Source organism: Botrimarina mediterranea (genome assembly GCF_007753265.1).
Lineage (GTDB): Bacteria > Planctomycetota > Planctomycetia > Pirellulales > Lacipirellulaceae > Botrimarina > Botrimarina mediterranea.
This window is the reverse complement of the sequence record NZ_CP036349.1, coordinates 2,889,319-2,914,974: the sequence shown is the minus strand read 5'-3', so window position 1 is coordinate 2,914,974 and position 25,656 is coordinate 2,889,319. Positions and strand designations below refer to the sequence as shown.

Genomic DNA, 25,656 nt, shown 5'->3' with positions numbered 1-25,656 from the left:
CGATGGGTATGACGAACACCAAGCCCTACGCACGCCCTCGTCTCGAGCGGCGTGCGTATTCGCTTTTGGAGATGGCGACCGTCGTCGCAATCGTGGGGATGCTCGGCGCCATGGGCCTCTTAAAGTGGGGAGACGGCGCCCTGCGAACCGCATCGGCCCAGGGCTTCGCCCGTAGCGTTGCGATGTCACTCAGCGTCGCGCGACGCCAAGCCATTGCCGAAGGGACGCCCGCCGCTGTTGTCTTCTACAGGACCGCCGGCGTGGTTGATTCGATTCAGGTGGTGCGGTCCGCTTCGGGCGGCGACTCACCCACCGACGCGACCCTTGCCGTTCCAAACGGAGTGACCGTGACGGCCGCCAGCGATCGCTGGCAGTTTAACCATGGCGGCGGGCTCAGCACGCCGCTTGCCGGTGGCATGATCACGATCAGCGACGGCCAGTGGGACTGGGCCCTCACCATCAACGCCGTCACAGGGCGAATCGGCTTTGCGAAGACAAACTAGCGGCGCCCGCACCGTGGGGTGAGCTACGCTTCCGCATGCCTCGCGATCCGTACCGACGACACCCCAGCTCTGCGCTAGCGCCTCGGCTTGCGCGGCATCGTGGATACTCGCTTGTCGAGGTCGTCGCGGCGATTGCGCTGATGGCGGCGACCCTCGTCCCGGCGGTAGAGTTTGTCCGCTACGGCATGGAACGCAGCCTCGAAGACGACCGCCGACAGTTGCTCGCCCTTTACGCGGCGTCGCAAGTCGAAGAGCGTTTGGGCGTCGTGGCGGCGACCTGGGTCGAGGGCACGCAGTCGGGCGACTACTCAGCCGATGGTCATCCCGATATCCGCTACACAACAACCTGCTCGGACGAAGCCGCTAGTGGCGGAGTCGTCGGCATGCTGATGGATATCCGTTCGACGGTCTATTACGACTCCAACGCCGACGACGCCCTGAGTGCCGGCGAGATGCGTTGTACGTTCCGCACCAAGATCGGTAAGTTCGCCACCTACGAGGCGTTGTCTCTGTGACAAAGCACCGTCGCCAACACGACCAGCGCCGCGGCGTCACCTTGCTCGAGGTGATGACCGCGACCGTTATCTCGGCGACCATGATGACGTCGTCCGTCGCGCTGCTGCGATCGAACTACACGGCTTGGCAGGCTCACGAGGCGGACATCGACCGGTCCGCCAATGCCGCTGCGGTCCTCCGTCACTTTGTGCAGAATGTCCGCCAAGCGGCGGGCGTGACGGCGATTACCGCGGCGTCAAACCCGAGTGGCGCCCTAACGATCGCCCTCGCCGACGGCACAACGCTCGCCTGGGACCATAGCGGAACCAGCGTCACGCTCAGCGTCAACGGCGGCGCCGCTCAGCCGTTGGCGGACGACATCCAGACGCTGACTTTCATCGGTTACGAAGCGGACGGCGTCACGCCCACCGCGATCCCGGGCGAAACGCAAACCGTTCACGCCGTCCTGACAACGCTGCTTCCCGCCGGCGGGACACGCACCTATTCCGCTTGCGCATGGGTACGGTCATGGTGAGCAAATTGAGCCGCCGGTTCGACAACGTGTCTCGCCGCCCGAACCGCCGTGGGGTCGCGTTGCTGATGTGCCTCTTTCTGGTCTGCATGGTAAGCACCTTCGTGCTCAACATCGCTCAGACCGAGACGCTTCAGCTCGCCGTCACCCGCAATTCGATCGAATACGAGCAGTCGCTCTATTGGGCGAACGCCGGCGTCCATCACGTCTGCGCCCAGTTGCTGGCTGACTCCGCCTGGCGCGGCACGGTCACCGACGGCGTTCTCCCCCCGGCACTGCAGCCCGCCGGCTACTCGGCGACGGCGCTGGACGACGGCGCCGGCAACGTCCTTGTCACGGCCACGGGGTACTCGGGGCTCGGCTCACGCACCATATCGGCCACGGTCGAATTCTGAGGTCCGACTCAATACCGAACTACTATGAGACCAACTCCAAGCGACCGTCGGAAAACTCAAGAACGACGCAACCTCTCTGCGCGGCGGCGCCACGCCGAGACGCGACGTGTCGCCATTGAACTCGGGCAGTCGATGCTACGGGTTGCGGTGGTCATTGACACAGAGAAGGACACGCTGCCGACCCTGCGGACTCGAACCCTCCACTGGCGGCAAGAGGCGCCGAATCTCCTCTGCGATCAGGGGAGAGCGGAGCTAGCAGCGGCGCTGCGGGTGCTGGTGACTGAAGAGCGACTCGCGGGATGTCAGGTGTCGCTCGCCATCAGCAGCACCCTTTGCGTCAACCGCGCCACGACCGGCGCCACAGCGCGGGTCGAGCAGGAAATATCCGATGTCCGCGAACGCAGCCAGCTCTACTTGGCGCTTGGGCCGGGACCCAAGACCACCGCGATCGCCCGCAAGCACATCGACGCCCGTCACGAGCACGCGCTAGTGACGGTCACCAACCAACGGACTCTCGCGCTGCTGGTTGAAGCGTCGCAGTCGGCGGGTTTGGTTGTTGATGTCGTCGAGTCCGCCTTGGTGTCATTGAGTCGCCTCCACGGTGTGCTCGAAGCCGATTGCGACTCTGCAGCTATCCTCGCGCAGCTCGACGAGGGTCGATTCGAGATCGGTGTTGCGCGAGCCGGTCAATTGCTCTTGGAGTATCGCCCCTCGCTGGATTCGAAGTCGGACCGTCTCGGCCAAGTCGTTGACGATCACCACGACCGTCTTCATCGATTCTGCCAACGGCAGTATGGCGCTACGCCAAGCGACCTCGACCGCATGTGGCTGGTCGGCGAGCCTTCCGAGGTGAAGGTCGCGAAGCCTCAAACCAAGCTCGGTCTCAAGACGGGCGTCTTGCCAATGGATCGGCTGGGGGATTTCTGGAACTTGGCAGACCCGGGCGTGATCACCGCAGAGATGGGCGCCACGTTGGGGCTAGCTTTGCGTGGGAGGTTCGACGAAACCGGCGTCAGCCCCAACCTGATGGACGAAATCCACGCCCAAGCTAAAGAGCCAATCCGACCCTTCCTGATCCGCGCTGCGGCGCCCATCGCGGCGGCCCTGCTGCTCGCGACGGGGCTCTGGCTGTTCAACTTACAACAAGAGTCGCAGCTCACGACTCTGCGTGCACGGGTTCAAGCCGCGAAGCCAGGGCACTTGCGCGGTCAGAAGTTGAGCAACGAACTCGCAAACGCGGCCCTCGAGATTGAGCAGCTCACGCGGTTGGAAGAAGTCACACCCGAGAGGCGGGTGACGCCGCTCGTCCAGGGAGTCGGATATTGCCTGCCCGACGACGTTTGGCTGAAAGAACTCAAGTTCGACGATCGCGGCAGCGCGACGGTGCTCGGCGCCAGCTACACCGAGGAAAGCGTCTACGAGTTTGTCCGCTATCTGGATGAGGCGCCTACCTATCACGACGTCGCGTTGCGAGGCACCGGCGTCGAACAAACACCACAAGGTCCCGCCACCAGCTTTGGCGTGGACATCAAGCTGGCGCCAGCAATGGCGGCGCCGAAGAGAGGGGGAAAATGATCGAGAACCTCGCCGAGCGGCTCGCTCAAAGCAAGCACCGTTGGTTAATCGTTACAGGCGTCACGTTACTGATAGGCCTCGTGAGCGCGTTACCGCAGGTCGATCTACTACTCGCAGAGCGATCCGAAAGGGCAAGCTTGCAGGAGGAACTGACGCAAGCGGAAGCAACCGCCGCGCGTCTGCCCGACTACGAGCGGCTGCTCGCGGAGAAGCAGGAGCAGCTTGGCGGGCTCCGACAACTCGTGGTCGATGAGGCGCAGCTCGGCGCCTTGCGGTCATGGCTGGTCGAGGCCGCGAGGCAATCGGGCTGCCGCGTGCGGCGGATCGATCTGGCTGCGCCGACGATGAAGCCATGGAGCGGAAACGACAATCCACTGACGCCCGTCTCTACGAGTCCGGCAGCCAGTAAAGAGACGCTGTTTCAGCTACAGACAAGAACCGTGGCGTTCAGCGTGACTGGCTCGAGTACTGAGGTCTTAGCTTTGCTGAAGGCGATCGACGCTGACACACGACTGAAACACGCCAATACGATCGAATTGAAACCGACGAGTCAGAGGGAAAGCGAGCTGCAGCTCGACCTGACGCTCTGGTACTTCGCTCTCATACGGAACAGCGACGTCGCCTAACAGGCGGCCCGCGAGGTGCGGTCAAGGACGACCCATGGGACGACGCCCCAAATCGACCACGAACACGCCATGGCTGGCGCGGCCGTTGGGCGTCGCTTTGGTCTGCCTAGCCGTCGGCGTGTCGATGGGGCAATCGTCGGCCCCAACCGCGGCCAGCCGAGTGGCCGCTTCTCAGCAAGTCTTGGACTCGCTGAGCCGGCGCGGCGACCTCACGCTGCGTGATGCGACCCTAGAGAACGCCCTCTTCACCATCAGCGAGCTGTGGGGCGTCAACATCGTCGCCGCGAAGGTTGAAGGATCGGTGAACGGCGTCTTCAAGGACGCCCCGCTCCGCGACATCCTCGACACGATCCTGCTCTCCAACGGGTTCGCCTATCGGCCGGTCGGCGGCAGTCTCGTCGTGAGCCGCCTCGAGGCCCTCGGGCAGATCAATCCTTTTTTTGTCTCCGAGACAATCCCCGTCGGCGTCAGCGATGTGGACGAAGTTGTCGAAGCGGCAAAGCTGATGAGCACGCCGCAGGGCCAAATCCGACCCCTGCCGACGGCCGGCGCCATCTTGGTCGTGGATTTCCCCGATCGGGTCGAGATGATACGCGACCTGATCAAGCAACTCGATACAGCAGGCCGCGGCGTCGGCTCGCACGGCGTGGGGCCAAGGCAACTCGAAGTGGCCTACTTCCGCACCCATTTCGTCCCCGCCGCCGACGCCGCCCAGGCGCTGGAGGTGGTGTTGAGCGCCGAGGGACGCTCGGCGCCGGTTGACGGCGATGACCGACTCTTGGTTGTCGATTATCCGGAGAACATCCGCATGGTCGAGTCGGTGCTGACAAGGCTCGACCGCCCGCGACCGCAGGTGAACATCAAGGCGCTGATCTACGACATCAGCCTCAGCGATATGGAGCAGATTGGCGTCAACTGGGGCGGCGTCACCAACGGCGCAGTCGACGCTAACGGCGCCGTCATCGGGAAGAACAAATCGGGCATGCAGGTGGCGGCCCAGACAATTTCGCCACTCGCATCGACGGCTAACGGTGGAGCGTTCACGTTCTACGCCCTGGAAGGGAACTTCAACCTTCAATCGATGGTGGTCGCGTTGCAACAGGCGGAAGACTCACGCTTGCTAGCTGACCCTAACGTCACGGTGATGGACAACGAGCCCGCCAAGATCGAGAGCATCTCGGAAATCCCCTTCCAGCAGCTCACGCAGACGACCGGTGGCGGCAACATCGGCACGACGGCGTTCAAAGAGGTGGGCATCAAGCTCGACGTCGTCCCCAAGATCGCCCGCGACGCCACGATTGATCTCACGGTCATCCCCGAGTTCAGTCGCCTCGCCGGCTACACGCCCGAAACCGATCAGCCGATCATCGAGACCCGTCGCGCAACGACCCGCGTTCGCGTCGCCAACTCGCAGACGATCATGATCGCCGGCCTGCGGCAGCGTTCCGATGTCGGCAACTTCAACGGCGTCCCGCTGCTCAAGGACGTCCGTTACATCGGGCGTCTCTTCCGATCACACGACACGCAGATCCGGGAGAGTGAGTTGGTCGTCTTCCTTACCCCCGAGATTGTTGGCTACAACGACTGCCTCGACGAGCGTGACCGTGTAACCGCCGACACGATTCGGTGTCGGCTGGATCGTGTCCCGCCCGCAGAGGGCTGCCCTCATTGCAACGGGACGGCGCCTTGCGACTGCGAAAACGCCATCGTCGATCATGCTTTGACGCCGTATGCAACTCCCGAGTACGCAACTTCCGAGTACGCCGCCCCCGAGAGTCCGACCGACGTAACTCCCGAACACGGTCCCGACTCGCATGAGGTGCTCCCTTCCCCACCGGCTTCGGCCGATCCGGTGGAGACGGTCGATCCGATCGGCAGGGCTTCGTCAGCGTCAGACAAGAGCCAGGCCGATCTGCGTCGGAGCGTGCGACGCTTGCCGCCGGCAACCCGCGTGGCAGTCGCATACGCGACGCCTCTCTCGGACTCACCCCGGGCAGGAGAGTCCGAGCCAGAAGTCGATCAATCCCAGAAGCCAATGCGGATCGACTACGACTCTCGCTTCCGGGCCCCCGGAAGCGTCAACCCCAACCGCGAGCGGCTCTTCGCCGACCCAGCGCCGCCCTTGGAAAAGCAAGCGGAGAACAAGTCGTTCTGGCAGTTCTGGCGGTGATTCCAGTTGTACTGCGTGTCGTGATTGTGCCGGCGAGCCGTGCACAACCTCGGGCGGCGCCCCAACAGGCGTGCAACGGCGAGCAACCTACGCTTGAAGCGAGCGTTGAGGTCTCACCGCTCGAACCGCCACTGAGACTGCCCGTGACACACCGTCGGATTGCCGCTGCCGCCTTAGGGCTGACCGTTGTCGTCATGGCGGGCTGCGCCGAAGAGACTTCTCCGACGGTCGAACTCCTGCCACCCACGCCGTTCGATACCGCCGCGGCCAAGGCAGAGGAGGCTACCAAAGCGACTCTGGAAGCCGCCAAACAGGTCTCCCCGGCCAAGCCGGCCGAGTCCGTCCCACCTAAAGCTGCCGCCTCTTACGAGGCCCCATTCCCGGATCGCACGGACCTCTTTGAGCCAAGGAAGCATGCCGCCCGAATAGCACGACTATCGACAGGCGAGTCGGCCGATAGCGTCGTCTTGATGGGCTTCGCCAAGCTAGACGAGCCCCGTGTCCTGCTGGCGATCAACGGCCAAGTGAAGCCACTCCGCAGCGGCGAGGAGGCTCTGGGCATCCAGGTGATCTCGATCGATCCGCCCCGCGCCGTGCTCCAGCGCGGGCGCAGCCGTTGGACCGCCTCGATCGAGTAATTTCGGCCCCCGATTGGGCGGAATACTCCTGTCCCTCTGAGAGCCTCTAAGAGGCCGTTTACGGCGTCGGAGACGGGGGCCTGGGTAAACACTCTCAAAACGCGCCCTAGGGCCTTCTATGGGGCTCTAAACGCCTGTTCACAACCACACCCCGCCGCCGGCGCCGGGCAACCCGTTACCGCTAGCCTGTAGCGACCGGTCTCCAGAGGTTTCGCTCGCTCAAACGACGGACGTGGGACCTCCAGACCACTCAAGAGTTTGGCTCGACCGGCGCGGGCCGGTCGCCCCAGGGGTTGGTTGCCTGCGGCTCCGTGGCCTGTTGCTCTTGATCGTCCTCGATCACGCGTCGCGGGGCCGCGATTCGCAATTGCCGCGCCTCGTGACCTGCCAGCGTCAGGTTAATCAAGAAGACGGCAAGAGCAACCGCGCCGGTGGCGACCAGCACCGTGATCTCCATGTCAGCCGACAGGGAGCCTTCGAGCATACGCGGGACGTTCCATGCCGGGCTCGGCGCCGTGAGCGACGCAATATCGGCGACGCGAATTTGTTCGTTGAGCGTTCGGACGACAAATGGCAGCCCTGATCCGCCGAGGGTTACGAGAACCTGGATCAGAAACGCCCCAAGCGACGACACCTCAGTGATACGCCGCAATCCGACGACGGCAAGCCGTCCGATCCCCAGATAAGCGACCAGATACCCCGTCAAGAGCGCGATCGTCTTGAGGCACGCCTCCCACGAATGGCTGCCGACCTCAGAATAGTAACGACAGGCGATACCAGCGAGCGCAGCACAGGTCACCGTGTTGCAGACTGCGAAGATATATCCCGACCCGCTGCCTGGGTTGAACCAAGTGCCGAACGCCCGCCCGAACAGACTCTGCGGCAAGGTGCGTCGCACGCGCAGGCTTAAGAGGGGCGCTTCACCGCTCATTAGCGCCCCTGCGACAAACCAGTAGATCGCCGCGGTGACAAACGCACTGACGACACCGTCGCGAGGCATGCCGTTGAGGACAAGGCCGGCGGCCCATGCGATGAAGACCGACTGCTGCAAGAATGCAGCCTTCCGCAACGCTGTCGAACGGTTCGCCGCGGAGAACGTCGTCAGCGAGATTGCCGCGGCATAGACAACCACAAGAGTCGTCATGTAGAGCGATAGCAAACCGAGTTGGAGCCAGAAATTGCCTTCGCTATGGATGAACCGACTGTCCCAGCTGAGAACCCTCGACGCCGCGGTAAGGATCGCCGAGTAGGCAAGGAACAAGACCCCCGCAAACGTGACCGACATCACCACCTGGGCGTACTTCTGCCTCGTCGCGGCGGCGATGACGAGACCGACCGCCGAAAGGCCGATCGACGCGAGCACCACGTAAGCGAGCAATAGCACGATCGTCGTCAGCTCGACCCCGCGCAACAAGTAAGTGAAGGCGATGCACGGCGCCAACGCCGCAAGGTAAATAACGATCTGTAACAGGGCGCTCCCGAGCTTGCCGTTGACGAGTTGTCGCGCGCTGAGGCTCGACACTTCTAGCAGGTCGCTGGTGTTCTCTTCATGCTCGCTAGAAAGCGATCGGTAGGCCGAGAAAGGCGTCACGACCATCAATGGCAGCGCCAGAATTGCATAGTAAACGAACAGCAGTCGGCCGCCGAGCGAAAGGTAGTGGATGCTCGGTCCAACGTAAGCGATGGCGCCAATCGTCGTTATCCAGCAGCCGATCAACAGCAGTACGAACCACAGCGTGAACTGCCGGCTCTTGAGCGATTGACGCGTCTCTTTGACGAGGATCGGATTGAGCCGATCGCCCGCCGCTTCTAGCAATCGATCGATGAGACTCACGGGCTCGAGGGCGCCGCCAGCCGCCTGACCTGCTCGCCCTACGGATGGGGAGGACGTTAACGAGTCGCTCACTGCACGCGTCCCTTGGTGACGTGGAGAAAGACGTCCTCAAGCGACTTCCCGCGCGAGGTAAACTCAACCACCGCAATGCCGGCGCCGACCATCTCGGCGAGCAACCTGGCGAGCGACTCGTCGCGATGCGTGGCCTCCGCCATAACGGTGAAAGTGACGCCGTCCTTAGTGCTCGCCACGCGATCGACGTGCTCGTGCTTGGCTAGCCATGTCGCCGCCGCTTCTTGACCCGAGGTTGATTCTCTCTCAACCACCCGCACTCGGACGTTGATCTCCTCTTCGACACAGCGGCTGATTTCATCGACCGTGCCGACCGCCACGAGTTGGCCGTGCTCGATGATGGCGACGCGGTCGCAGATTTCCGCCAGCTCGGTGAGGATGTGCGAACTGATGAGGATCGCCTTACCCGCCTCGGCAAGCCGCGAGATCATCTCGCGCAACTCGATGCGAGCACGAGGATCGAGGCCGGCGGCGGGCTCGTCGAGAACCATCACCGACGGGTCGTGGATCATGGTGCGGCCGAGGCAAAGCCGCTGTTTCATCCCTTTCGAGAGCCCGTCGATCGGCTTCCGTGCGAGCACATCGAGGCCGGTGAAGTCCATCGTCTCGGCGATCGCCCGGCGGCGTTCGTCGCCACGAAGTCCGTAAGCCCTGGCAAAGAAGTCGAGGTACTCCCAAACGTTGACGTTTTGGTAGGTGCCGAAGTAGTCGGGCATAAAACCGAGCCGCGACCGCACCCGGTCGGGGTCGTCGATGACGCTGAAGCCATCAACGAAAGCGTCCCCCGCCGACGGTTCATCAAGCGTCGAAAGGATCCGCATGCTGGTCGTCTTGCCAGCGCCATTGGGGCCGATGTACCCGAAGACCTCACCCGGTTCGACGATGAAGGACACGTCGTTCACTGCGTGGGTGTCGCCAAACCAACGGTGGACGCGACGCAGCTCAATCGGCGGTCCCGACGACGCCTTTGGCACACGGAGAGGTCTGCCGGAAGCGGCGGTCAGTACGGTGGTCGACATTGCCTCACCACCTCCCCACGACGACGTGGAAGCTGTCGAGTTCTTCGACATTCTCCCAACCGAGTGGCGTGTCTATCGATTGGGACGCGACGGCGATATACGAACGAGGCGGGACATCGACGCTGCGGCTGCCATCGAGCCCCGTGAGTGCGTCGAGCATCCGCGACTGCGAGTTCTCCGACAGCGTCGCGCCGCCCATCCCGCCCTGCATTCGGCGGAATTCACGATTACTGCTGCCGACTCGAGCGAGCGCTTCCTCGACGGCGCGGCCGGCGCCCGCGGGAAACGATGGCATCCTAGAAATGGCCATCGTGCGGAAACCCTGCATCGCTGCGAGTCGTTCGACCGGCTTCAGCACAACAGCGCCGTCCCGCTCAATGTTCTCGGCCATTAGCCACTCGCCGGCGTCGTTGCGGACAACAACCAACTCAAGCGGCGCCCCGAGGCGGTTGGCGACTCGGATCGAGGCGCCCTCCCCCACCAAGTCCAGCCGCTTGCCCGTCTTGTGACTACGCACCACCAAGTGCTGGACCGCCGTGCGAGACGGCATCCAGCCACTACGGAGAACCTGCTGGTCCCCCTCCCACGTGACCGCCAGATCGGCGTCGGGATCGACAAACGCCGCTTCCCAGACGGGGTCGATAGGATAGATCGCGGTGTCGGCGGGGAGGCTTGGCAATTCCTCTGGGGTGGTGGCGACGTAGTGCGATACGCGCCCCCACGTGGCCGCTTCGCCGGATGTCTGATCGAGCAGAGTCAAGCTGTGGGCCCGTGCCTTGACGCCGAACCCGTCGGCAACCGAAGCGTAAGCCGCTAACCCCAGTGTCGCGACAAGCGCCACCAGCGGCGTCGTCACCACCAGCAGGTGCAACTGCTGCCGGCGCCACAAGAGCCAGTAGTTGAGCGGCCCGATGACTAGCACGAAAAGAGTGATCAACACTTGGAAGGCGTTCACGGGCGCGAGACCCACGTCGGGGATCATCAGGTTGCCAAACTCGGCGCTCCCCGAGCCGGGCTCCAAACCATGCCGGCTCGCCCAGCGGTGGTTCTGCCACGCGCCGAAGACTTGCCGAGATCGTCCCATTTGCAGCTGTGGGGGGACATCGAAGGGCAGTTTATTGAACGCCAGGACACGACCAAAACCCGCCTCGCGCTGGGCGAACCAGCCGCGCGTGTCCCGTTCAGCGGAGGCGGCCAAGCTGTCCAACACGCCTCGAAAGGGACTGGCGTCCCCCTCCACCGACGAATCTACCTCGATCTTGACGTAACCCCACCCGGGAGCTTCTGCGATCGGCGTGACGTCGCCGCGGCGTTCGATTGGCTCATCCGCCTCTTGCTGAGACGCTTGGTCCGATTCGTCCTCCGCAAGAAGCGACTCCGGCAGCGGCGGCTCGTCTTCGTCGATAACTTCGTCCGTCGAAGTCATCCGCCAACGAGAAACGCCCAACAGCGACTCAATCTCGGTGTAGACGCTTGGTGTGACGCCGGCGTTCTCAACCCACAGAACGCCGCCCGCGATAAGCCACCTCCGCAAGGCGGCGACTTCCTCCTCCGGTCTCTCAGCAAAGAGGCGGAGTGTCGCGAGTTCCACCGAGACCACTTCGGCCCCGGAATAGTCGAGCCAACTCGTCATTGGCTCGCATACGAGCCGCTCGGTAAACTGCCGGCGGCGACCGCCAACAGCAATGCTTGTCACCTGCCTCGCGTACAGCAATCCCGTCTCGGCACGATCCTCCGTATTCGACGGCGTCGCGATCCGCAGCATAGGCCCCTGTCCCGACGCGACATTCTGCGTTGGCACGAACCCGGGACTGCTGATTGACTTGTCGAGCTGATCGCCGACACGGACTTCCCAGGCAACCGACGACCAGGCGACAACGCCCGGACAACGCAGCACCATTTCGAAATGGGTCACGTCAGCAGGCATCTCGCCAGACTGCGTGACCACGAGGTCGTTGTCACCGACCCTGCCGGAATCCGAGAACGACATCCGGACATCGATGCGCCGCGCAGCGGTTGCAGGCGTCACGGACGAGAACCGCAGTCGGACCGGCCGATATCCAGCGCCGTCGAACCAGCGGTCATCGATCTCGAGATTCAGTCCATTTCGAGGCGAGTAGACAACCGATCCGTCCGGACTCGCTGGCAGGACAAAGAAGTTATTGGAGATGGCCGCCGCCACGGCAGGCATCGCCAGCACTCCGCAAGCGATGGCCAACGAACGGGCGAGTAATAAACGCCTCGCAGAGTCGCTGCTCCTCATTGCCGTGGCTCCTTACCGCCACGGCTCAGCAGCAGGGAGACCCCCAGCGTCGCCGCCTGAAGAATAAGCGACAGCGCCGCGGCGCCAATCGCTACCAGGACACCAATCGCCCAGGGCTCTTCGATTGCTGCTTCGCGGACGACAATCGCCAACAAGACGCCAATCGTCAGGCCGGCCAGACCGGTGCGGAGAGTGAATCGGGGCAGAAGCATGACCCGATTGTTACCACAAACCCCCCGACAGCAAGCACAGGACGCCCTCAATTAGTGGCGCGGCGGCCTACTTCAGGCCTGCGGCTGCTCGACATCGACCGGCGCCTGGGTCTTCTTGCGGATGCGCTTCCGCTTCGGCGGCGGCGCGCTCCACTCTTTGGTGAGCGTCTCAAAAACCTCGGGCGACTCGTAACGCACAACCCCCTTGCCGTCGGGCATCGGGCCGATCAGGCCACGGAAGACGGGCAGCCCCCGCAACGCCAGGTCGGTCGAACAGTCGTCGATGCCAATCTGCGTGTGCATCTTTAGGACCGCGTCGCAGTGCGCGTAGTCCTTGCTGCGGATCTCGCCCCCCGCGCCGCGGGTGACGATTCGGATGGTCGGCGTCGGCATAGAGGCCTCTCCCGGCTGTCTCGGGGTGGATCGGTGGCTCGGTTGGCTGCGGAGCCCTCCATCCTGGCTTGGTCCGTCGCAGCGGCGTCCGCCGGGGCCGTCCTTCGGCCGCCCGCATGGCGAACATCCTCTCGACTTCTGGCATCGGCAGCGGCGCCAGCACTCCGTGAGCGGTGCTGGGGCGCCCCCTCGCAGCGGGAAGAGTCGTCAGAACCGCGCCGCCCCGATCCACCAACCGACGGCCACTCTACGGAAATTGCCGGTCCTACGGGCCCAAAAGCCCCGGCGGGTCGCTTGTCACCCGGCCGGCCGACAGATAGTTTTACAGTTCTGCGTAAGCGACTCCGGCCCCGGCCGGGGATGACTTGCCCGGAGGATAAGCGAATGGTTAGCAGGCTGACTCGAAATCAGTTGCCGGGAAACCGGTTGAGGGTTCGAATCCCTTGTCCTCCGCTCTCTGCATGGCGTCGCACGAAGCGGCGCCCCGTCGCCTAAGTTGCTGTCGCGGCAGCTCTTGTGGCGAATCGCCACCCGGGTTTTCCGGGGCGGCCGCTGCGTGGCCCACTCGCACGGAGTCGCGGTCGCTGGCGCCTTATCGCGGGGCGTGCGCTGTGGTTTGCGCTGCGCACCGAGGCTCTCCACCAACCGGTCTGTCGCGCCGGTTCGCGAAGCGGCTGTGCTCCGGGCGAAGATTCCGATCGTCAATTCAGGGGTCGAATGGCGAAGGACTTCCTGCGCGGTCTTCACGTCGACGGCCGACTGGACCAGCCAAGTAGCGGTTGTGCATCGCAGGCTGTAGAAGTCGAGCCGCTCGCCCGCCTCGTTCTCTTCGGCCAGAAAGTCGGTCGCCTGACGGTGGCCGAGTTCAACCTCGTCAGATGAGTCGCCGAGCCAAGCCTCGCGCGCAGCCAGCATGTCCTTACGCAACATCTCAGGCAGCTTCGTGGGATGTGGCAGACGAATGAGGGGAGCCTTAGGGGCAAGACCCGAAGTATGGAGTCGGAGCATCTCAGCAAGCCGACTGTCAATCGGCTGAGCAGCGGACCGTCCGTTCTTAGTCCCGTAAGCATCCAGACGGACGCACGGAGGACCCTGGAGGTCGACGCTGCTCGCTGTGACCCGACGCAACTCGATGGGCCGATAGCCCGTGGCGATGGCTACTCGATAGAGCAGCGCTCGCTCCGGTCCGCTCATCTCGCGACGGACCGGGCCGCTTACCGTCGCCTTCAGCAGCCAAGGCCACTCCTCCGCCGTCAGGGCGCGTCGCAAGCGCCGGCGATCACGCTGCGGGTTGGGCTTTTTGATAGCCAGTAGTGTAGTGGATCGCGGGAGAGTCGCTCGGTGGCGACTGCCCACTTCGCGAACGACTTGGCGGCCGTCAGGCACGTCTGGACCGACCTCGCACCCAGTCCCCGCGACCGTAGTGTCTCTGCATAACGATCGACGATTGACGCATCGAACTGTCGAAGAGTTTCGATCTGGCCGTTCTCAACGATCTTCAAGAGATAGCCGATGGTCTCATCGATGTGACGAGACGTCCTCTGCGCCGTCTCGAGGCTCTCTTTGTAGGCGGAAATGTGTTCCCGGAGTGGGCGCCCTCCTTCTTGGGAGAATCGGTCCGCCATCGGATCGATCACCCCCTCGCGCCGCAACGCCGCGTCGCCTTCGAGCTTTGCGCCGATCCTCTGGGCCGTCGCCTTGTCGGTCGTCCGGGCGCTCTTCGTCTTGGTCTTGCGCGTGTGATCGACCCACGACACGTACCAACTACCTTCGCTTTCGAGCCGCCACGCTTGTAAACACTCGCTATGTTCTGCTCCTTATCGAAACGGGCCCGAGCTCATTAGCCCTCGCCCATAGAAGTTACTATCTGCGTCGACGTTGACGAAACTCGTTATTCCTCGGCTGGCGGGTAGGTTCCGTCGACATCGCCGTCGTGATCCTTCAAATAGAACACCCTCCCCGGTCGGCCGCCTTTGCCAGAAGGCGGGTTCACCTCCCACTCACGGAGTCCACGGCCCTGCAACCGTTCTAGGTCACCCTCCGCGGAATCGGCCGTCGGCCATTCGCGCGAACCACGCTGCATCTCCCGCGGGTTGATCTTTCCGCCGTTCTTCTGAATCCGCTCCACGAGCTCGCGATCCTTCCGCTGATCCTCCGATTCAGCCAGCCTGGCATAGACGCGACGCGTCTCGTGCTTGATCCACCCCATCAGTTTGACAGCCCGCTGCATCGACTGCTGGGAGATCGGCCCGTCGGTCCCCTGCGTACCGTCCACCATGTGGAGCACCAGCGCCAGCCGCCCTGTCCCCCCCTCGAGCTTCGACCAAGCCGCCCCTAGATCCCTCTCCAAGGCCTGCTGCTCCTCGGCGTGCTGCGTGAAGAAGTCGACCCACAACTTCTTAGCGCCAGGGGAGAGCGTCAGGACCACCGGCGTGATCTCACTCTCGCTACTGTTTGCCCCGTGCAGCTCGTAGAGGCGGTCGATGGCCGCCTGTAGCTTGGCGGTGAGCCTCTTGTGATGATCGCAGCGAAGGTTGACGCGTCGATCGTCGCCAGGGTTGATGAATATGCAGAACGCCACGGACTCAACCGCAGTCAGGCGATCGTCGTGGCAATCCAGAGGTTGCCACTATCCACCAAGAAAACTCCGTGACGCTGGCGGAACTCGTAGCTGGCGATTCTTGTGCTGACGGCTGCCGATTCTGCGGCTGGCGATTTTTCTGTAGCTGGCGGCTGGCGATTTTGTGCTTGGCGATTTCCTAGCTGGCGGCTAGCCCTCGCCATCGCCGCTGGTTCAGCCTACTCGCTCGATAGTCAGCGGAACCCGTCGCGAAGCTTGCTCGACATCCGCAGCCTCGTCCAACCTCCTGGCGGCCGGCGATTTCCTGGCTGGCGATTTTCCATAGCCGGCGATTTATCGGCTGGCGAATTTTGGGTTGCTGGCGGCTGGCGATCTAGTAGATGGCGGCTTCGAACCCTGCCCCTGCAGCAGGGCGTTACTACTTTGCTGCGGTTTGCTCACGGATTGGTAGCAGCGGGTCTAGAACGCAGGGGAGCATTTCTGGCGTCGCTCAGCGATCCAACTGGTGCGCCCCCCCCGAGCGCAACCAAGACGGTGAGGTTTCCGAATCGCTGGGCGCGACGGCGTAGCCGAACGAGAACTCTTCTATTTCGCATCAACGGTTTCCCAGCCGTGATGCACGACCGGGGAGCCAGCGCCGTCGGCCGGTCGCGGCGTTTACAGGCTCTCGGTCTCCATAGACCTGGCGGCTCGACCTCCTCGTCCTTCCCCGCGTAGGAGGTTGAAGATCTCCACCAACCGTCTGCTCAGTCCGGCGGGAGCCGAGCGGTTCGTCATGCTACCCAAGCGTTGGAGCGTAGAACGGACCTTCGCCTGGCTGATGCGGTACCGCCGCCAGAGCCGAGACTACAAGCACAATCCCCACACCAGCGAAACGATGATCTACATTGCCATGACCAACTTCATGTCACGACGACTGGCGAGGATCAAAGCAATTTGAAGACACGGTCTCACGCGGGGACGCAGAGAGAAACCAGCGCTGGATCGAGGCGCTCGCCCGCCTGCCCGGCATCGCCCCTCACCGGCAGCGTCATGTATTATCGTCGCAAGGCAGGATTCTGGTTCTGACACTGCGCGTTAAAGAAAAGAGACACGGTCTTCCGGTTGCGGATCACCAATCAGTCAGTGGCCCAATCGCCGAACGGGCGGTCTTCCTCGGCCGTCGCCCAGTCGCGGTTCGGCTCGGCCTGCATCTTGAGCGTCATCACGCCGCCCTCGGCGATCTCGCTGTGCTTGACCCATGAACGGCTGACGGGCTCGCCGTTCATCGTGATTGAGCCGACGTGGAGGTTGTCGTCCGAGTTGTCCGGCGCCTCGATCACAAAGTCCTTGCCGTTCTGCAAATGGATCGTCGCCTTGGCGAACCGCGGGCTGCCGATCGCATAGCCCGCCTTGCCGGGGCAGACGGGGTAGAAGCCTAGCGTGCTGAACAGGTACCACGCCGACATCTGGCCGTTGTCCTCGTCGCCGCAGTAGCCGTCGGGCCCGGGGCCATAGAGCGTATCAACGACCTGCCGAACGGGCGCCGCGGTCTTCCACGGGGCGCCGGCGAAGTTGTAGAGGTACAGCACGTGGTGCACCGGCTGGTTGCCGTGGGCGTACTGGCCCATCTTGCAGGCGACCATCTCGGTCATCTCGTGGATCACTCCGCCATAGTGGCCGACGCCGAACGTCGGCTCGGCGGCGAGCATCGCATCGAGCTTGCCGACAAACGCGTCGTCGCCGCCCATCAACTCGATCAAGCCGGGCAGGTCGTGCAGCACGCTCCAGCTGTAGTGCCACGAGCTCCCCTCCGTGAAGGGACCTCCCCACTCGTCCGCTTCAAAGCCGGGCCGCCAAACTCCACTGCGGAGGCGCCCTCGCATGAAGCCGACCTCGGGGTCGAAGACATTGCGGTAGTTCGCGGCGCGCCGTCGCAGCGTCGCAGCGGCTTGGTCCTTGCCGAGCCGTTCTGCGATTTGCGCGACGCACCAGTCGTCGTAGGCGAACTCGAGCGTCCGAGCTGTCGCTTCGCCCGTTTCATCACAGGGCACGTACCCCAGCTCGAGGTAAGCGGCGATCCCTTTGCGTCCCGCGCCCCCGTGAGGTCCGACTTCAGTGGCGTCACGGAGCGAGCCCGCGAAAGCCGTTTCGACATCGAAGTCGTCGATCCCCTTGCACAACGCGTCGGCGATCACGCTCTCGACGTGCGTGCCGATCATGCAATCGCGGTAGCCGGGGCTCGCCCACTTGGGGAACCAGCCCCCTTCCCGATAGGCGTTGAGCCAGCCGCGGACCATCGCCGCGTTGATCTCAGGGTCGATGATCGACATCAGCGGATACACGGCCCGGAACGTGTCCCAGAAACCGTTGTCAGCGAACATCTCGCCCGGCTCGACCTTGCCGTTGTAGGGGCTGTAATGCACCAGCTCGCCGGCGGCGTTCTCTTCGTGGAAGATCCGCGGGAAGAGCAGAGCCCGGTACAGGTTTGAGTAGAACGTCACACGCTGGTCGTCCGTGGCGCCTTCGATCTCGATGACCGAGAGCCGCTTGTTCCAAACGTCCTTATTCGCGGCGACCACATCGTCGAACGACTTGTCGCCGACTTCACGCTCGAGGTTGAGCGCCGCTTGATCGTGGTCGATGAACGACGTGCCGATGCGGGCCTCGATGACGCCCGACTCGGGCGCCTCGAACTCAACCGCCACCCAGTGCTTGTCGGGGGACGCGTCGATCGACTTGATCGACGCGCTGAACTTCGCCACGAAACGGCAACCGAAATCACCGGCGACGCCGCCGTTGTTCTTGCGGGCGACGCCTTTCAGCGTGCCGGCCGCCTTGTCGATGACGAAGTCGCCGGGGCTGTAGGCGTCGAAGTGGACCCACGCCCGCTTGCCCTTGGGGAACGCAAACCGCATCGCCGCCGAGCGCGTCGTCGCGGTCATCTCGGCGCGCACGCCCGAATCCTCGAGCGTCACGGCGTAGAGGTGCGGTTTGGAGACCTCATCGCCATGCGAGAACGCCGACGTCGGCAGTTCCGCCGTCGATTCGCCCGTGAACGGCATCACCCCAAAGTTGCCGTAGTCGCCCATCCAGGGGCTCGGCTGGTGCGTCGCTTGGAAGGCGCGGAGCCGCTTGGCGCCGTACTGGTAGATCCAGCCCGAGGCGTCTCCCGTGCGGGGTGTCCAGAACGTCATCCCGAACGGCGCCGCCACCGCGGGGTAGGTGTTGCCGTGCGAGAAGTCGTGCGTCGAGTCGGTCCCGATCAGCGGGCTGGCGAGGTCGGCGTAGTCGGGTTGCGTACACCTAGCCGCGATCGGATGGCACAGCACCAGCAACATGGGCCAAGACCGGAATCTCTGCTGAGGCATTTGCGATACGCTCTCTTCGTAAGCACAGGACGCTCCAGGTGGCGTCGGATCGATGCTTGACGTCTTTTGCGACGGCAGCCGCTGCGACGGGAAAACTCCGGAGAGATGGAGATCAAGGACGGCCGCTTTGATAGAGCTCGGCCACCTCGAGCTCGTTCAGCGCCGTCTTGTACAGGATGAGTTCGTCGATCCGTCCGTTCAAGCTCCGCACGGTATGGTCGAGGAACCCTTTCGAAGTCCAGTTCCCGATCTCGGTGTCGCCGAAGCGTAGCTTCGTCGGTTGCTCAATCTCTTGGATATGCACCGCCTCGCCGTCGACGTAGTGAGTGACCGCACCGCCTGGCCCATCGTAGACGCAGGCCAGATGGAGCCATCGGCCGAGGTCGGCGAGTTGCAAGACGCTCGGAGATAGATACTCCGAGGACTTCTGGCCCGACTTGACGCCGAGCAAGAGCTGTCCTGTTTCGGTAAACTGCCAGTGGGGTTCGCCAAGTTCATGGCCGTCGGTCAGGACGATGGCGCTCAGCCATCGATCGAAGCCATCGACTCGGATCCAGCAGGAGAAGGTCACCGAGTCGTACTCGCCTGGGACGTTCATCCGCACCCTGTCGCTGGTGCGTTTGAACTCGAGGGCTTGCTTCCAAGGCCAACGCCCCTCGGACCAGCGGCAGCCAACAACGGCGCCCTCCAGCCGGTCGACTCTCCCGGGCCCTTCTTGGCGTAGCACTCGCTCCCAAGGCTCGGCGCCTTCGAAACCGAAGCACAGCAGCACGTCGGGGTTGGTTGCTTGACGATTATAGGTCGCTTCCCACTCCTTTCGCCGTTCTTCGGTTGCGACGTTCGACATCTCGGAGAACTGCTGGCGGCCGATAAATCGGTCGTTCGCGGCTACGATCGGTTGTTCGTGGCCTCGGCTGTCGCGCGAGACGCCCTGGCCAACGCCAAGGATGCGTCCGTCGCGGATAGTGACGCCGTTGGGTGAGGGGTCCTCAAGACGAATCTCGCCATCGAGGACGTGCACTTGGGTCCACCCGCTTCCCACCTCGACGGCGAACTCAGTGCCCAGGTCGACGACGCGTTGCTCGGGGGTATGAACGACAAAGCCAATCGCCTGCTGCGGCACGTGCGTCCGGAACTTGCCGGCGGTGCACGAAAGGCTCATCGGCGATTCGATCTCGAACTCGGCCGGCGCTTCGACAATGACGTTCGCGCCGCTGACGAATTCGAGTTGCACTACTCCCCGGACTAGCTTCAGGCGTTGAGCCGAAAGAGGCGATCCTGCACGCAGCAGCGGCAGCCCCTTCCATTCGGCGTCAATTGACTCGGCGATGACCGCAACCTCCCCGAACCCCTTGGTGCGAAAATCGCGAAGATCGCGCTTGTCAGGGTGGTCTTCCGGGTGGCGGGCCACGGACGCGCCTGGCGGTGAGGGGAGCACAATCACCGGCGCGATGATCAGGAGAGAAGCGGCGATGGCAAGCGTGGCCCCAATCGCAATCAGTAGCCGCAGACGACGGTCCGAGCGGTCTACTCGCTCCGCCGTCGTCGCACTACGCAGGGCGCCTTCGTCGCTCGTGCTCAGCTGTCGTGCAACCGCCGGCGCGTACCGTCCGCGACCCAGGTCGTAGTGCAGGCGGGCGTGGACGTCCATCCATTCGGCGTAGTATTGGAGCACCCGTTCGTCGCCCGCGATCATCTCGCGGAGACGCTCGAAGGAGCCGGGGTCCGCGACGCCGTCGGCGATCTCGCTGATCAGTTTGATCGCCTTTCGGGGAACTGCCTTGCCAGGCTCAGGCATGTTCGGCCTCCAGGCGGCGGCTAATACACTCCATGAGGATGAGTCGAACACGACGCAGCGCCATCTTGACCGCGCCCTCGCTCTTACCCAGGCTCCGGCTGATCTCCGCCAGAGGATCACCCACCGTATAGCGAAGCCGTAGCAGACTCAGCTGGCCCTCGTCGAGTTCTGAGAGGCAATGCCGCAGGGCGAGTTGCCGCTCATCGCCCTTGTGATCGACCTGCTTGACCGCCAGTTCGAGGAGACCATGGTCGATCATTACGCGGCGTCGCCCGCGGTCACGCAGAAAGCTCAGCGTCTTGTAGTAGGCGATCTTGCGAGACCACGCGGCGAAAGAATCCCCGGGGTGGAACTGGTCCGACTTCTTCCAGAGAATTAGGTTCGTCTCTTGCAGGATGTTGTCCGCCTCCTGCACGCTTCCGAGCAGCATCGAGATATAGGCGAGCAGTCGAGGCTGCGCCTCCGTCAAGAGCTGGATAAAGTCGTCCTGCCGTTGCGACTCCGAAGGGGCGGCATCGCCTTCGTCTTGAAGAACCAAGTCCTCAAGGGCGGGCGCTCGTCCAGCCTCGTCATAGGGCTCGTCGGTGTGATCGATCCGGCTCACGGTGAAACTTGTCCGTCGGCCTTATTGCCCAAGTTATTCAATAACTGGCGATCGATATCGTAGTTGACGAAATGCGTGGACCCGTCGGCGTAGACGGCGTTGACGCCCCCGGCGTGGGCCGACCCCAGGCTGAAAGCTAAACGGTCATCCTCGCCCGGATCGTCCGAGCCGTACTCTCCCCTTGCCGCGACGGGAGAGGTGTCCGGACCCATCGGGTACATCGTGGAACGGATCACATCCGGGTCCCAGCCGTCGGTCCATCCACGGTCGTCGTACCAGACGTACTCGCTGCTCTCGTAGTTGGCAGGGTCGAGACGTTTTTCCGAGAGCAGCATCGTCTTACTTGTGCCATCCGTGATCATCGCGAAGCGCGTCACGGACCAGGAAGAGACGGCGACGTCGTCCGCCGGGTTGTTCGGGTCTTTAATGTCGTAAGGCGTCCGGACGATCACCCCCTCAAACGGCCCCTTTGCTTTGGAGGGTGAATCTCTGTCCGTCGTGTAGCCGTAGTAGATGAACTTCGCCAAGCCGGGAGCCGTGTAGTAGCCCGCGGCGTCGTAGGACAGCGGGGGTGGCCCCGCCGTTACGGCCGCGTAGTCCATGCGGAAAGTGGATGGCCCGCCGCCCGATGTGTTTCGCGTGGGCCCGCGACGCGATGGACAGTAGTAGGACCCGACCGTCACCTCATCGAGGGCGGCCTGCGTCGTGAGGCCATGGATCGCATTCTCTTCGAGGTACGGCAGGATCTGGAAAGCCCATCCCAGGCCCTGGGTCTTCGGCCCATTCGGATTGTCGCCACGGACGTAGTTCTCGATGTTCGGCCACCGCTTATCCCCGCCCGTTGGGAAGAAGTTGTAGGTATTGGCGAGGTTCTGACAAGCGAGGCCCATCTGCTTCAACTGGTTCACGCACTGCGTCCGACGGGCCGCCTCGCGCGCGGCCTGCACCGCCGGCAACAACAACGCCACCAGAATGCCGATGATGGCGATGACAACCAGCAGTTCCACCAGCGTGAACCCCTGCTCGTCAGCCGGATTGGCGAGTGGTTTCCTGTACATGATCTTGATTGGTGGAGCCTGAGGGAGTCGAGGGTGATGGCGAAGCCAAGCTAGGATCGACGACGCGGGTCCGCCATTGTGGAGCCAGCCAGAAGCAACGCTAAAGTTGTCGCCACCAGGCTGGCGGGCTCGGGGATCGCCATCGACGTCGATGGCGCGACGGTCGACCCGTATTCGACGGCCCACCGGTTGTAATCCGCGATATCGATGACGCCGTCACCCGTTCCGTCGGCGGTTAAGTCCGTCTCGGAGCCCTGCGTGTCGCGCCACACCGTGTAGTCTGCGGCGTCGACGACACCGTCGCCGTTGTAATCGGCGGACACCGGGCGAGTGACGGTGATGTCGTCGAATCGCACTTGGCCGCCTCCAAAGGATGTAAACGCATTGATACTGAAGCGCACGTCGGCATAGACTGTGGTCCCGGCGGCTGGTCGGCTGTCGTCGCCCGGCTCCGGCGAGTCGTAGGGGACCGTAAATTGACGGGTTAGGGTCTGCCACTCGCCGTCGGGAACGGTCGCTTCGCTACTGTAGAAGACGTCTTCGAAAATGAAGGCCGATCCGGTGCTACTCGTGTCGGTCGCAGAAAGGTCTTCAAAAAACCGCAAGTCCGCTCGAAACTCATCGCCCTGCCCCTGATCGACCCCGAGCAGCTTGTAGCTGAACGACCAGGTGAGCTCTTCCCCGGCGATCACCTCGATCGCCTGCGAACGGATGTCGGCTTCTCCGGGGAACGAGAACCCCCCCACGCTGACTTCATAGAAGTTGAGCGCGTACGAGTGAACGCCGTCGCCGTCCGCGTCGTCGTCGCCGATCAGCTGCACCGCCGGCGTCGCGGTCTGAGCAGGCGTCGTTTCCTTGAAGAACCAACTGGCGGGCTCGGCGTTGCCATAGTCATTGACGACCGGCGTGTCGAACTCGTCGAGCTCAAGGACCTCGAAATCACCGTTGTTGACGAGATTGGCGAGACCGGCGGCCTCCGACGCGAAGGGGAGGACAGCAACGACGACGGCGGCCTGGAGAAGTCGGAAGGGGTGATTCATCACGTTCGCCTGGGAGAAGAGGGACGCCGAATGCGCCTTCGATGAGGGAGTCATAGCGACAGGGTTACTTGGCCTAGCGTGCACGCAGGCAACGGAGGGCGTTGTACACGATTTGTATCGTTGCGAGCGTTAGGGCGTTCGGCTCTGGGACACTCGCTGCGTCGGTGGAGCGCGAGCCGTAGGCAGCTCGCCACACCTCGTAGTCTTCCTGTTCAACGCGGCCATTTCGGTCACCGTCGGCAGAGGCGCCGGGAGAAACTTTTCGACCGAGCGCGTCACGCCAGACGGTGTAATCGGCGGCGTCGACGACACCGTCGCCGTTGTAGTCCCCTGACACGCCGACAAGCGGACGCAGATTAACGTTGTCGATGATTACCTGTCCCCCGCCGAACGGCCCGAAGTAGGTGCTGAACCGGACGTCGGCGAAGCCAGCGTTCGGGGGTGATTGGGTGTTGATTACGTAGGTGTGCCACTCGCCGTCGGCGTAGTCCGCCGCGTCGAGGAAGGCGACGCTCTCGCCGGCGAACGCCGCGGCCTCGCCTCCGGCTGCGGTGAAGAACCTCGCGTCGGCGCGGAAACCGTCGCCGTCCACAACACCTACGAACTTGAAATCAAAGGTGAAGAGGAAATCAGCGGCGGGCTCGACTTCCACGCTATTGGACCTCCAATCCGCCGAGGCCGCGTTGATCGCCGCCGCGCGGCTTCCGACCCCGTCAGAATCCATCGACGACAAGAGTTCCGTTACTCCCGCGCCCGTGGCGTAGGACCACGCCGAGGGGCGCGACGGATCTGCCGGATCCAGCAGCTCGAAATCGGGGTTCCCGATCAGGTTGTCGCTGACCCCCTGGCCAACAAGAGTCGCCCGATTCTTTCGCAGATGGAGGAAGAGCTCGTCGAGGGTCACCACCTGCACGCCCGGGTCGAGGTTCTTCACGATGTAATCGACGTTGCTCATCGGATCGCCGAGGCCCCCGCCTGCGGCGCTGGACGACCAGGGATGCACGTTCACGATCGAGTAAGAGGCGCCGTTGGTCGTCGCCTGACGCGGTGCGTTGTTCAGCGAATTGAGCAAGGAATTGGGCGTGGTGATGCCGTCCCAGAGGGTGTGGCGGACCGACATCACAGGGGTGTCGCCGCGGAAATAGAGGTCGCCGTTGTTGTCGGCGTAACCCCCGCTGTTGGTCTTGAACATGACGCCGTCGATCTCGGGGCGATCCGCGAGGGCGTTCAGCGCGGCCCTATCGTAGGCGACGTCTAGCACCGAGATGATGTTGTGATCGACCCGCTGCATCGACGCGACAGTCGCTTCGACAAACCCCGCGACGTCCGACAGGCCGCTGGGGTAATTGATGCCGTACCCACCTGCTGTCACGAACGAGGTCGCGGCCTCGTCGCCCGCCGCTTCGTCGTAGAGGTGCTTCAGCGCCGTCGGGTTGACGTCCGCGAGCGCGGGAGTCAGATCGAAAGTCATGGGGAAGTCGCCGCGGTGGGGCGAGCCAAACCACCGGTCGCCGGTGGCAAAATCGTTCGTGAGCCACTGGGCGTTGTCGCCGTCGCTCATCACGAAAGCGACGTAGTGAGCGTTCGGATTGGTGGGCGTTTGGGGGTCTGCCTTGGCGGGTCGCGGCGGGATGGCGGCCTCCCACCGCGAGGTGGAGGCGGCCGACTGGAGATGATCTGCCGGGACCGTCATCAGGTTGTTGGCGGAGGCGGAGGCGAAGAATTCCCCTTCGTCGTTCTGATGCCCCCAACCCAGGACCAGCGAGTGATCGTTTTGTCCCGCCAAGAATCGGTCGCGGGTGGCGCCGGTCTCGTCGAAGACGAACCCTGCGTTCAGAACGGCGTGACTCCGCAGCTGGAACTCCTTGTTGGGCTGCTGGCGGTAGATCAAGTCGCGATTAAAGTGCTGCGAGTAGGTGTCGTAGACCCAATCGCTGCTCTTGCCGCGAACGTCTTCGACCAGGTTGAGCCCGGCCTGCGTCAACGCCGCACCGATCGGGCCGGCGAGTTGCGACTGGTCAACCATCAGCACGCCGAGGGCGCCCGAGACGCTCGTCGCTTGATTGATCGTGGATGCGTCGTAGAGCACGTAGCCGCTTAGCTGGCCCTTATAGCGGTTGATGAACCAGAGGGGGTTGCTCTGCCACTCCACCGTCGCGCCAGGGTTGTCTTCGATGTAGCGATCGAGCCAGAAAGCGGCCCCCCCTGACGGGGCCGACCCGCGGAAGGCCATGTGCACCTCGGGCGACGACTTGGCGACGATCCCTGTCAGACTCGCCATCAACGCACGGCTGGTTGAGCTACTGCCACTCATGTCGTAGGCATAGATCCGCGACGGGTTTTCGGCGCCGGCGTTGCCCGATGCCACTAACGAGACGGCGACAGCGAGCGCTTTTTGAACAGTTAGATTCATTCGATCTGGATTCTAGTAGCGTTGTCTGCTTTGGCCGAACAACGGTAGGAGGGACCGGCGGCGGTGAAGCCGCCGGTCCTGTAAC

The 25,656-nt window shown here is 63.4% G+C and carries 22 protein-coding genes, 1 tRNA gene and 1 pseudogene; 10 read left to right on the top strand and 14 right to left on the bottom strand.

Annotation, left to right across the window (positions count from 1 at the left end; genetic code table 11):
• The first annotated feature begins 8 nt into the window (after positions 1-8).
• The 8 genes from Spa11_RS11340 (at position 9) to Spa11_RS11305 (ending at position 6,934) form a co-directional block, all read left to right on the top strand.
• Entirely contained in the window at positions 9-503 is a 495-nt protein-coding gene (locus Spa11_RS11340) for a pilus assembly FimT family protein (RefSeq protein ID WP_197529928.1), read from the top strand.
• Between the two features lie 35 nt (positions 504-538).
• Positions 539-1,018, top strand: a complete 480-nt coding sequence (locus tag Spa11_RS11335) for a type IV pilus modification PilV family protein (protein WP_145112263.1) — start codon at positions 539-541, stop codon at positions 1,016-1,018.
• On the top strand, positions 1,015-1,533 hold the full coding sequence (locus Spa11_RS11330; protein ID WP_145112261.1) for a prepilin-type N-terminal cleavage/methylation domain-containing protein: 519 nt from the start codon (positions 1,015-1,017) through the stop codon (positions 1,531-1,533). Before Spa11_RS11335 ends, Spa11_RS11330 begins: the two co-directional genes overlap by 4 nt.
• Before the next feature lie 26 nt (positions 1,534-1,559).
• The gene (locus Spa11_RS11325) at positions 1,560-1,925 is read left to right on the top strand and encodes a hypothetical protein (RefSeq protein ID WP_145112259.1); all 366 of its coding nucleotides are present in this window, start codon (positions 1,560-1,562) and stop codon (positions 1,923-1,925) included.
• A 24-nt stretch (positions 1,926-1,949) separates the two neighbouring features.
• A complete protein-coding gene (locus tag Spa11_RS11320; RefSeq protein ID WP_145112257.1) occupies positions 1,950-3,500 on the top strand; it encodes a PilN domain-containing protein in 1,551 nt (516 codons plus the stop codon).
• Positions 3,497-4,126, top strand: a complete 630-nt coding sequence (locus tag Spa11_RS11315; RefSeq protein WP_145112255.1) for a hypothetical protein — start codon at positions 3,497-3,499, stop codon at positions 4,124-4,126. The genes Spa11_RS11320 and Spa11_RS11315 overlap by 4 nt, the downstream gene beginning before the upstream one ends.
• 34 nt (positions 4,127-4,160) lie before the next feature.
• Positions 4,161-6,296: a secretin N-terminal domain-containing protein gene (locus tag Spa11_RS11310; protein WP_145112253.1), complete on the top strand. Its 2,136-nt coding sequence runs from the start codon at positions 4,161-4,163 to the stop codon at positions 6,294-6,296.
• 143 nt (positions 6,297-6,439) lie between these two features.
• A complete protein-coding gene (locus Spa11_RS11305) occupies positions 6,440-6,934 on the top strand; it encodes a hypothetical protein (RefSeq protein WP_145112251.1) in 495 nt (164 codons plus the stop codon).
• 250 nt (positions 6,935-7,184) lie between these two features.
• Here the strand turns inward: Spa11_RS11305 and Spa11_RS11300 are convergent, their stop codons facing one another.
• From Spa11_RS11300 to Spa11_RS11280, 5 genes are all read right to left on the bottom strand, one after another.
• Positions 7,185-8,768, bottom strand: a complete 1,584-nt coding sequence (locus Spa11_RS11300) for an ABC transporter permease (RefSeq protein WP_197529927.1) — start codon at positions 8,766-8,768, stop codon at positions 7,185-7,187.
• A 68-nt stretch (positions 8,769-8,836) separates the two neighbouring features.
• Positions 8,837-9,859, bottom strand: coding sequence for an ABC transporter ATP-binding protein (locus Spa11_RS11295; RefSeq protein ID WP_145112247.1), 1,023 nt, complete (start codon positions 9,857-9,859; stop codon positions 8,837-8,839).
• A gap of 4 nt (positions 9,860-9,863) precedes the next feature.
• Positions 9,864-12,077 (bottom strand): hypothetical protein, encoded by a 2,214-nt coding sequence (locus Spa11_RS11290; protein ID WP_145112245.1) that lies wholly within the window; start codon positions 12,075-12,077, stop codon positions 9,864-9,866.
• A gap of 41 nt (positions 12,078-12,118) precedes the next feature.
• On the bottom strand, positions 12,119-12,334 hold the full coding sequence (locus Spa11_RS11285) for a hypothetical protein (RefSeq protein WP_145112243.1): 216 nt from the start codon (positions 12,332-12,334) through the stop codon (positions 12,119-12,121).
• Between the two features lie 72 nt (positions 12,335-12,406).
• Positions 12,407-12,727, bottom strand: coding sequence for a hypothetical protein (locus tag Spa11_RS11280; RefSeq protein WP_145112241.1), 321 nt, complete (start codon positions 12,725-12,727; stop codon positions 12,407-12,409).
• A gap of 371 nt (positions 12,728-13,098) precedes the next feature.
• Between Spa11_RS11280 and Spa11_RS11275 the strand changes: the two genes are divergently transcribed.
• Positions 13,099-13,180 (top strand) — tRNA-Ser (locus Spa11_RS11275).
• Positions 13,181-13,462: 282 nt separating this feature from the next.
• On the opposite strand, the pseudogene Spa11_RS23620 reads toward Spa11_RS11275, so the two are convergent.
• The 3 genes and pseudogenes from Spa11_RS23620 to Spa11_RS22935 all read right to left on the bottom strand — a co-directional run.
• Positions 13,463-13,921 (bottom strand): annotated as a pseudogene (locus Spa11_RS23620) (hypothetical protein); the annotation flags it as partial.
• A 59-nt stretch (positions 13,922-13,980) separates the two neighbouring features.
• A complete protein-coding gene (locus tag Spa11_RS23260) occupies positions 13,981-14,484 on the bottom strand; it encodes a site-specific integrase (RefSeq protein ID WP_231933243.1) in 504 nt (167 codons plus the stop codon).
• A 134-nt stretch (positions 14,485-14,618) separates the two neighbouring features.
• A complete protein-coding gene (locus Spa11_RS22935) occupies positions 14,619-15,308 on the bottom strand; it encodes a DUF3987 domain-containing protein (protein ID WP_197529926.1) in 690 nt (229 codons plus the stop codon).
• Between the two features lie 721 nt (positions 15,309-16,029).
• On the opposite strand from Spa11_RS22935, the gene Spa11_RS11260 reads away from it, so the two are divergent.
• Complete coding sequence (locus tag Spa11_RS11260) at positions 16,030-16,248, top strand: transposase (RefSeq protein WP_197529924.1); 219 nt, start codon at positions 16,030-16,032, stop codon at positions 16,246-16,248.
• A gap of 178 nt (positions 16,249-16,426) precedes the next feature.
• Here the strand turns inward: Spa11_RS11260 and Spa11_RS11255 are convergent, their stop codons facing one another.
• The 6 genes from Spa11_RS11255 to Spa11_RS11230 all read right to left on the bottom strand — a co-directional run bounded on the left by Spa11_RS11255 (position 16,427) and on the right by Spa11_RS11230 (position 25,571).
• Positions 16,427-18,628, bottom strand: a complete 2,202-nt coding sequence (locus tag Spa11_RS11255) for a GH92 family glycosyl hydrolase (protein WP_197529923.1) — start codon at positions 18,626-18,628, stop codon at positions 16,427-16,429.
• Between the two features lie 142 nt (positions 18,629-18,770).
• Complete coding sequence (locus Spa11_RS11250) at positions 18,771-20,456, bottom strand: LamG-like jellyroll fold domain-containing protein (RefSeq protein ID WP_145112233.1); 1,686 nt, start codon at positions 20,454-20,456, stop codon at positions 18,771-18,773.
• Complete coding sequence (locus tag Spa11_RS11245) at positions 20,449-21,060, bottom strand: sigma-70 family RNA polymerase sigma factor (protein WP_145112231.1); 612 nt, start codon at positions 21,058-21,060, stop codon at positions 20,449-20,451. The genes Spa11_RS11250 and Spa11_RS11245 overlap by 8 nt, the downstream gene beginning before the upstream one ends.
• Entirely contained in the window at positions 21,057-22,118 is a 1,062-nt protein-coding gene (locus Spa11_RS11240) for a DUF1559 domain-containing protein (protein ID WP_145112229.1), read from the bottom strand. Before Spa11_RS11240 ends, Spa11_RS11245 begins: the two co-directional genes overlap by 4 nt.
• Positions 22,119-22,168: 50 nt before the next feature.
• On the bottom strand, positions 22,169-23,158 hold the full coding sequence (locus tag Spa11_RS11235) for a hypothetical protein (protein ID WP_145112227.1): 990 nt from the start codon (positions 23,156-23,158) through the stop codon (positions 22,169-22,171).
• 73 nt (positions 23,159-23,231) lie between these two features.
• On the bottom strand, positions 23,232-25,571 hold the full coding sequence (locus Spa11_RS11230) for a dockerin type I domain-containing protein (RefSeq protein WP_145112225.1): 2,340 nt from the start codon (positions 25,569-25,571) through the stop codon (positions 23,232-23,234).
• Positions 25,572-25,656 lie beyond the last annotated feature (85 nt).

What these genes read in the sequence shown, in the direction of transcription:
- Spa11_RS11285 (WP_145112243.1), bottom strand. Translation starts at nt 12,334, where the DNA reads ATGCTTCTGCCCCGATTCACTCTCCGCACCGGTCTGGCCGGCCTGACG.
- Spa11_RS11315 (WP_145112255.1), top strand. Translation starts at nt 3,497, where the DNA reads ATGATCGAGAACCTCGCCGAGCGGCTCGCTCAAAGCAAGCACCGTTGG.
- Spa11_RS11240 (WP_145112229.1), bottom strand. Translation starts at nt 22,118, where the DNA reads ATGTACAGGAAACCACTCGCCAATCCGGCTGACGAGCAGGGGTTCACG.
- Spa11_RS11310 (WP_145112253.1), top strand. Translation starts at nt 4,161, where the DNA reads ATGGGACGACGCCCCAAATCGACCACGAACACGCCATGGCTGGCGCGG.
- Spa11_RS11320 (WP_145112257.1), top strand. Translation starts at nt 1,950, where the DNA reads ATGAGACCAACTCCAAGCGACCGTCGGAAAACTCAAGAACGACGCAAC.
- Spa11_RS11340 (WP_197529928.1), top strand. Translation starts at nt 9, where the DNA reads ATGACGAACACCAAGCCCTACGCACGCCCTCGTCTCGAGCGGCGTGCG.
- Spa11_RS11230 (WP_145112225.1), bottom strand. Translation starts at nt 25,571, where the DNA reads ATGAATCTAACTGTTCAAAAAGCGCTCGCTGTCGCCGTCTCGTTAGTG.
- Spa11_RS11280 (WP_145112241.1), bottom strand. Translation starts at nt 12,727, where the DNA reads ATGCCGACGCCGACCATCCGAATCGTCACCCGCGGCGCGGGGGGCGAG.
- Spa11_RS11255 (WP_197529923.1), bottom strand. Translation starts at nt 18,628, where the DNA reads ATGTTGCTGGTGCTGTGCCATCCGATCGCGGCTAGGTGTACGCAACCC.
- Spa11_RS11250 (WP_145112233.1), bottom strand. Translation starts at nt 20,456, where the DNA reads ATGCCTGAGCCTGGCAAGGCAGTTCCCCGAAAGGCGATCAAACTGATC.
- Spa11_RS11295 (WP_145112247.1), bottom strand. Translation starts at nt 9,859, where the DNA reads ATGTCGACCACCGTACTGACCGCCGCTTCCGGCAGACCTCTCCGTGTG.
- Spa11_RS11335 (WP_145112263.1), top strand. Translation starts at nt 539, where the DNA reads ATGCCTCGCGATCCGTACCGACGACACCCCAGCTCTGCGCTAGCGCCT.
- Spa11_RS11235 (WP_145112227.1), bottom strand. Translation starts at nt 23,158, where the DNA reads ATGAATCACCCCTTCCGACTTCTCCAGGCCGCCGTCGTCGTTGCTGTC.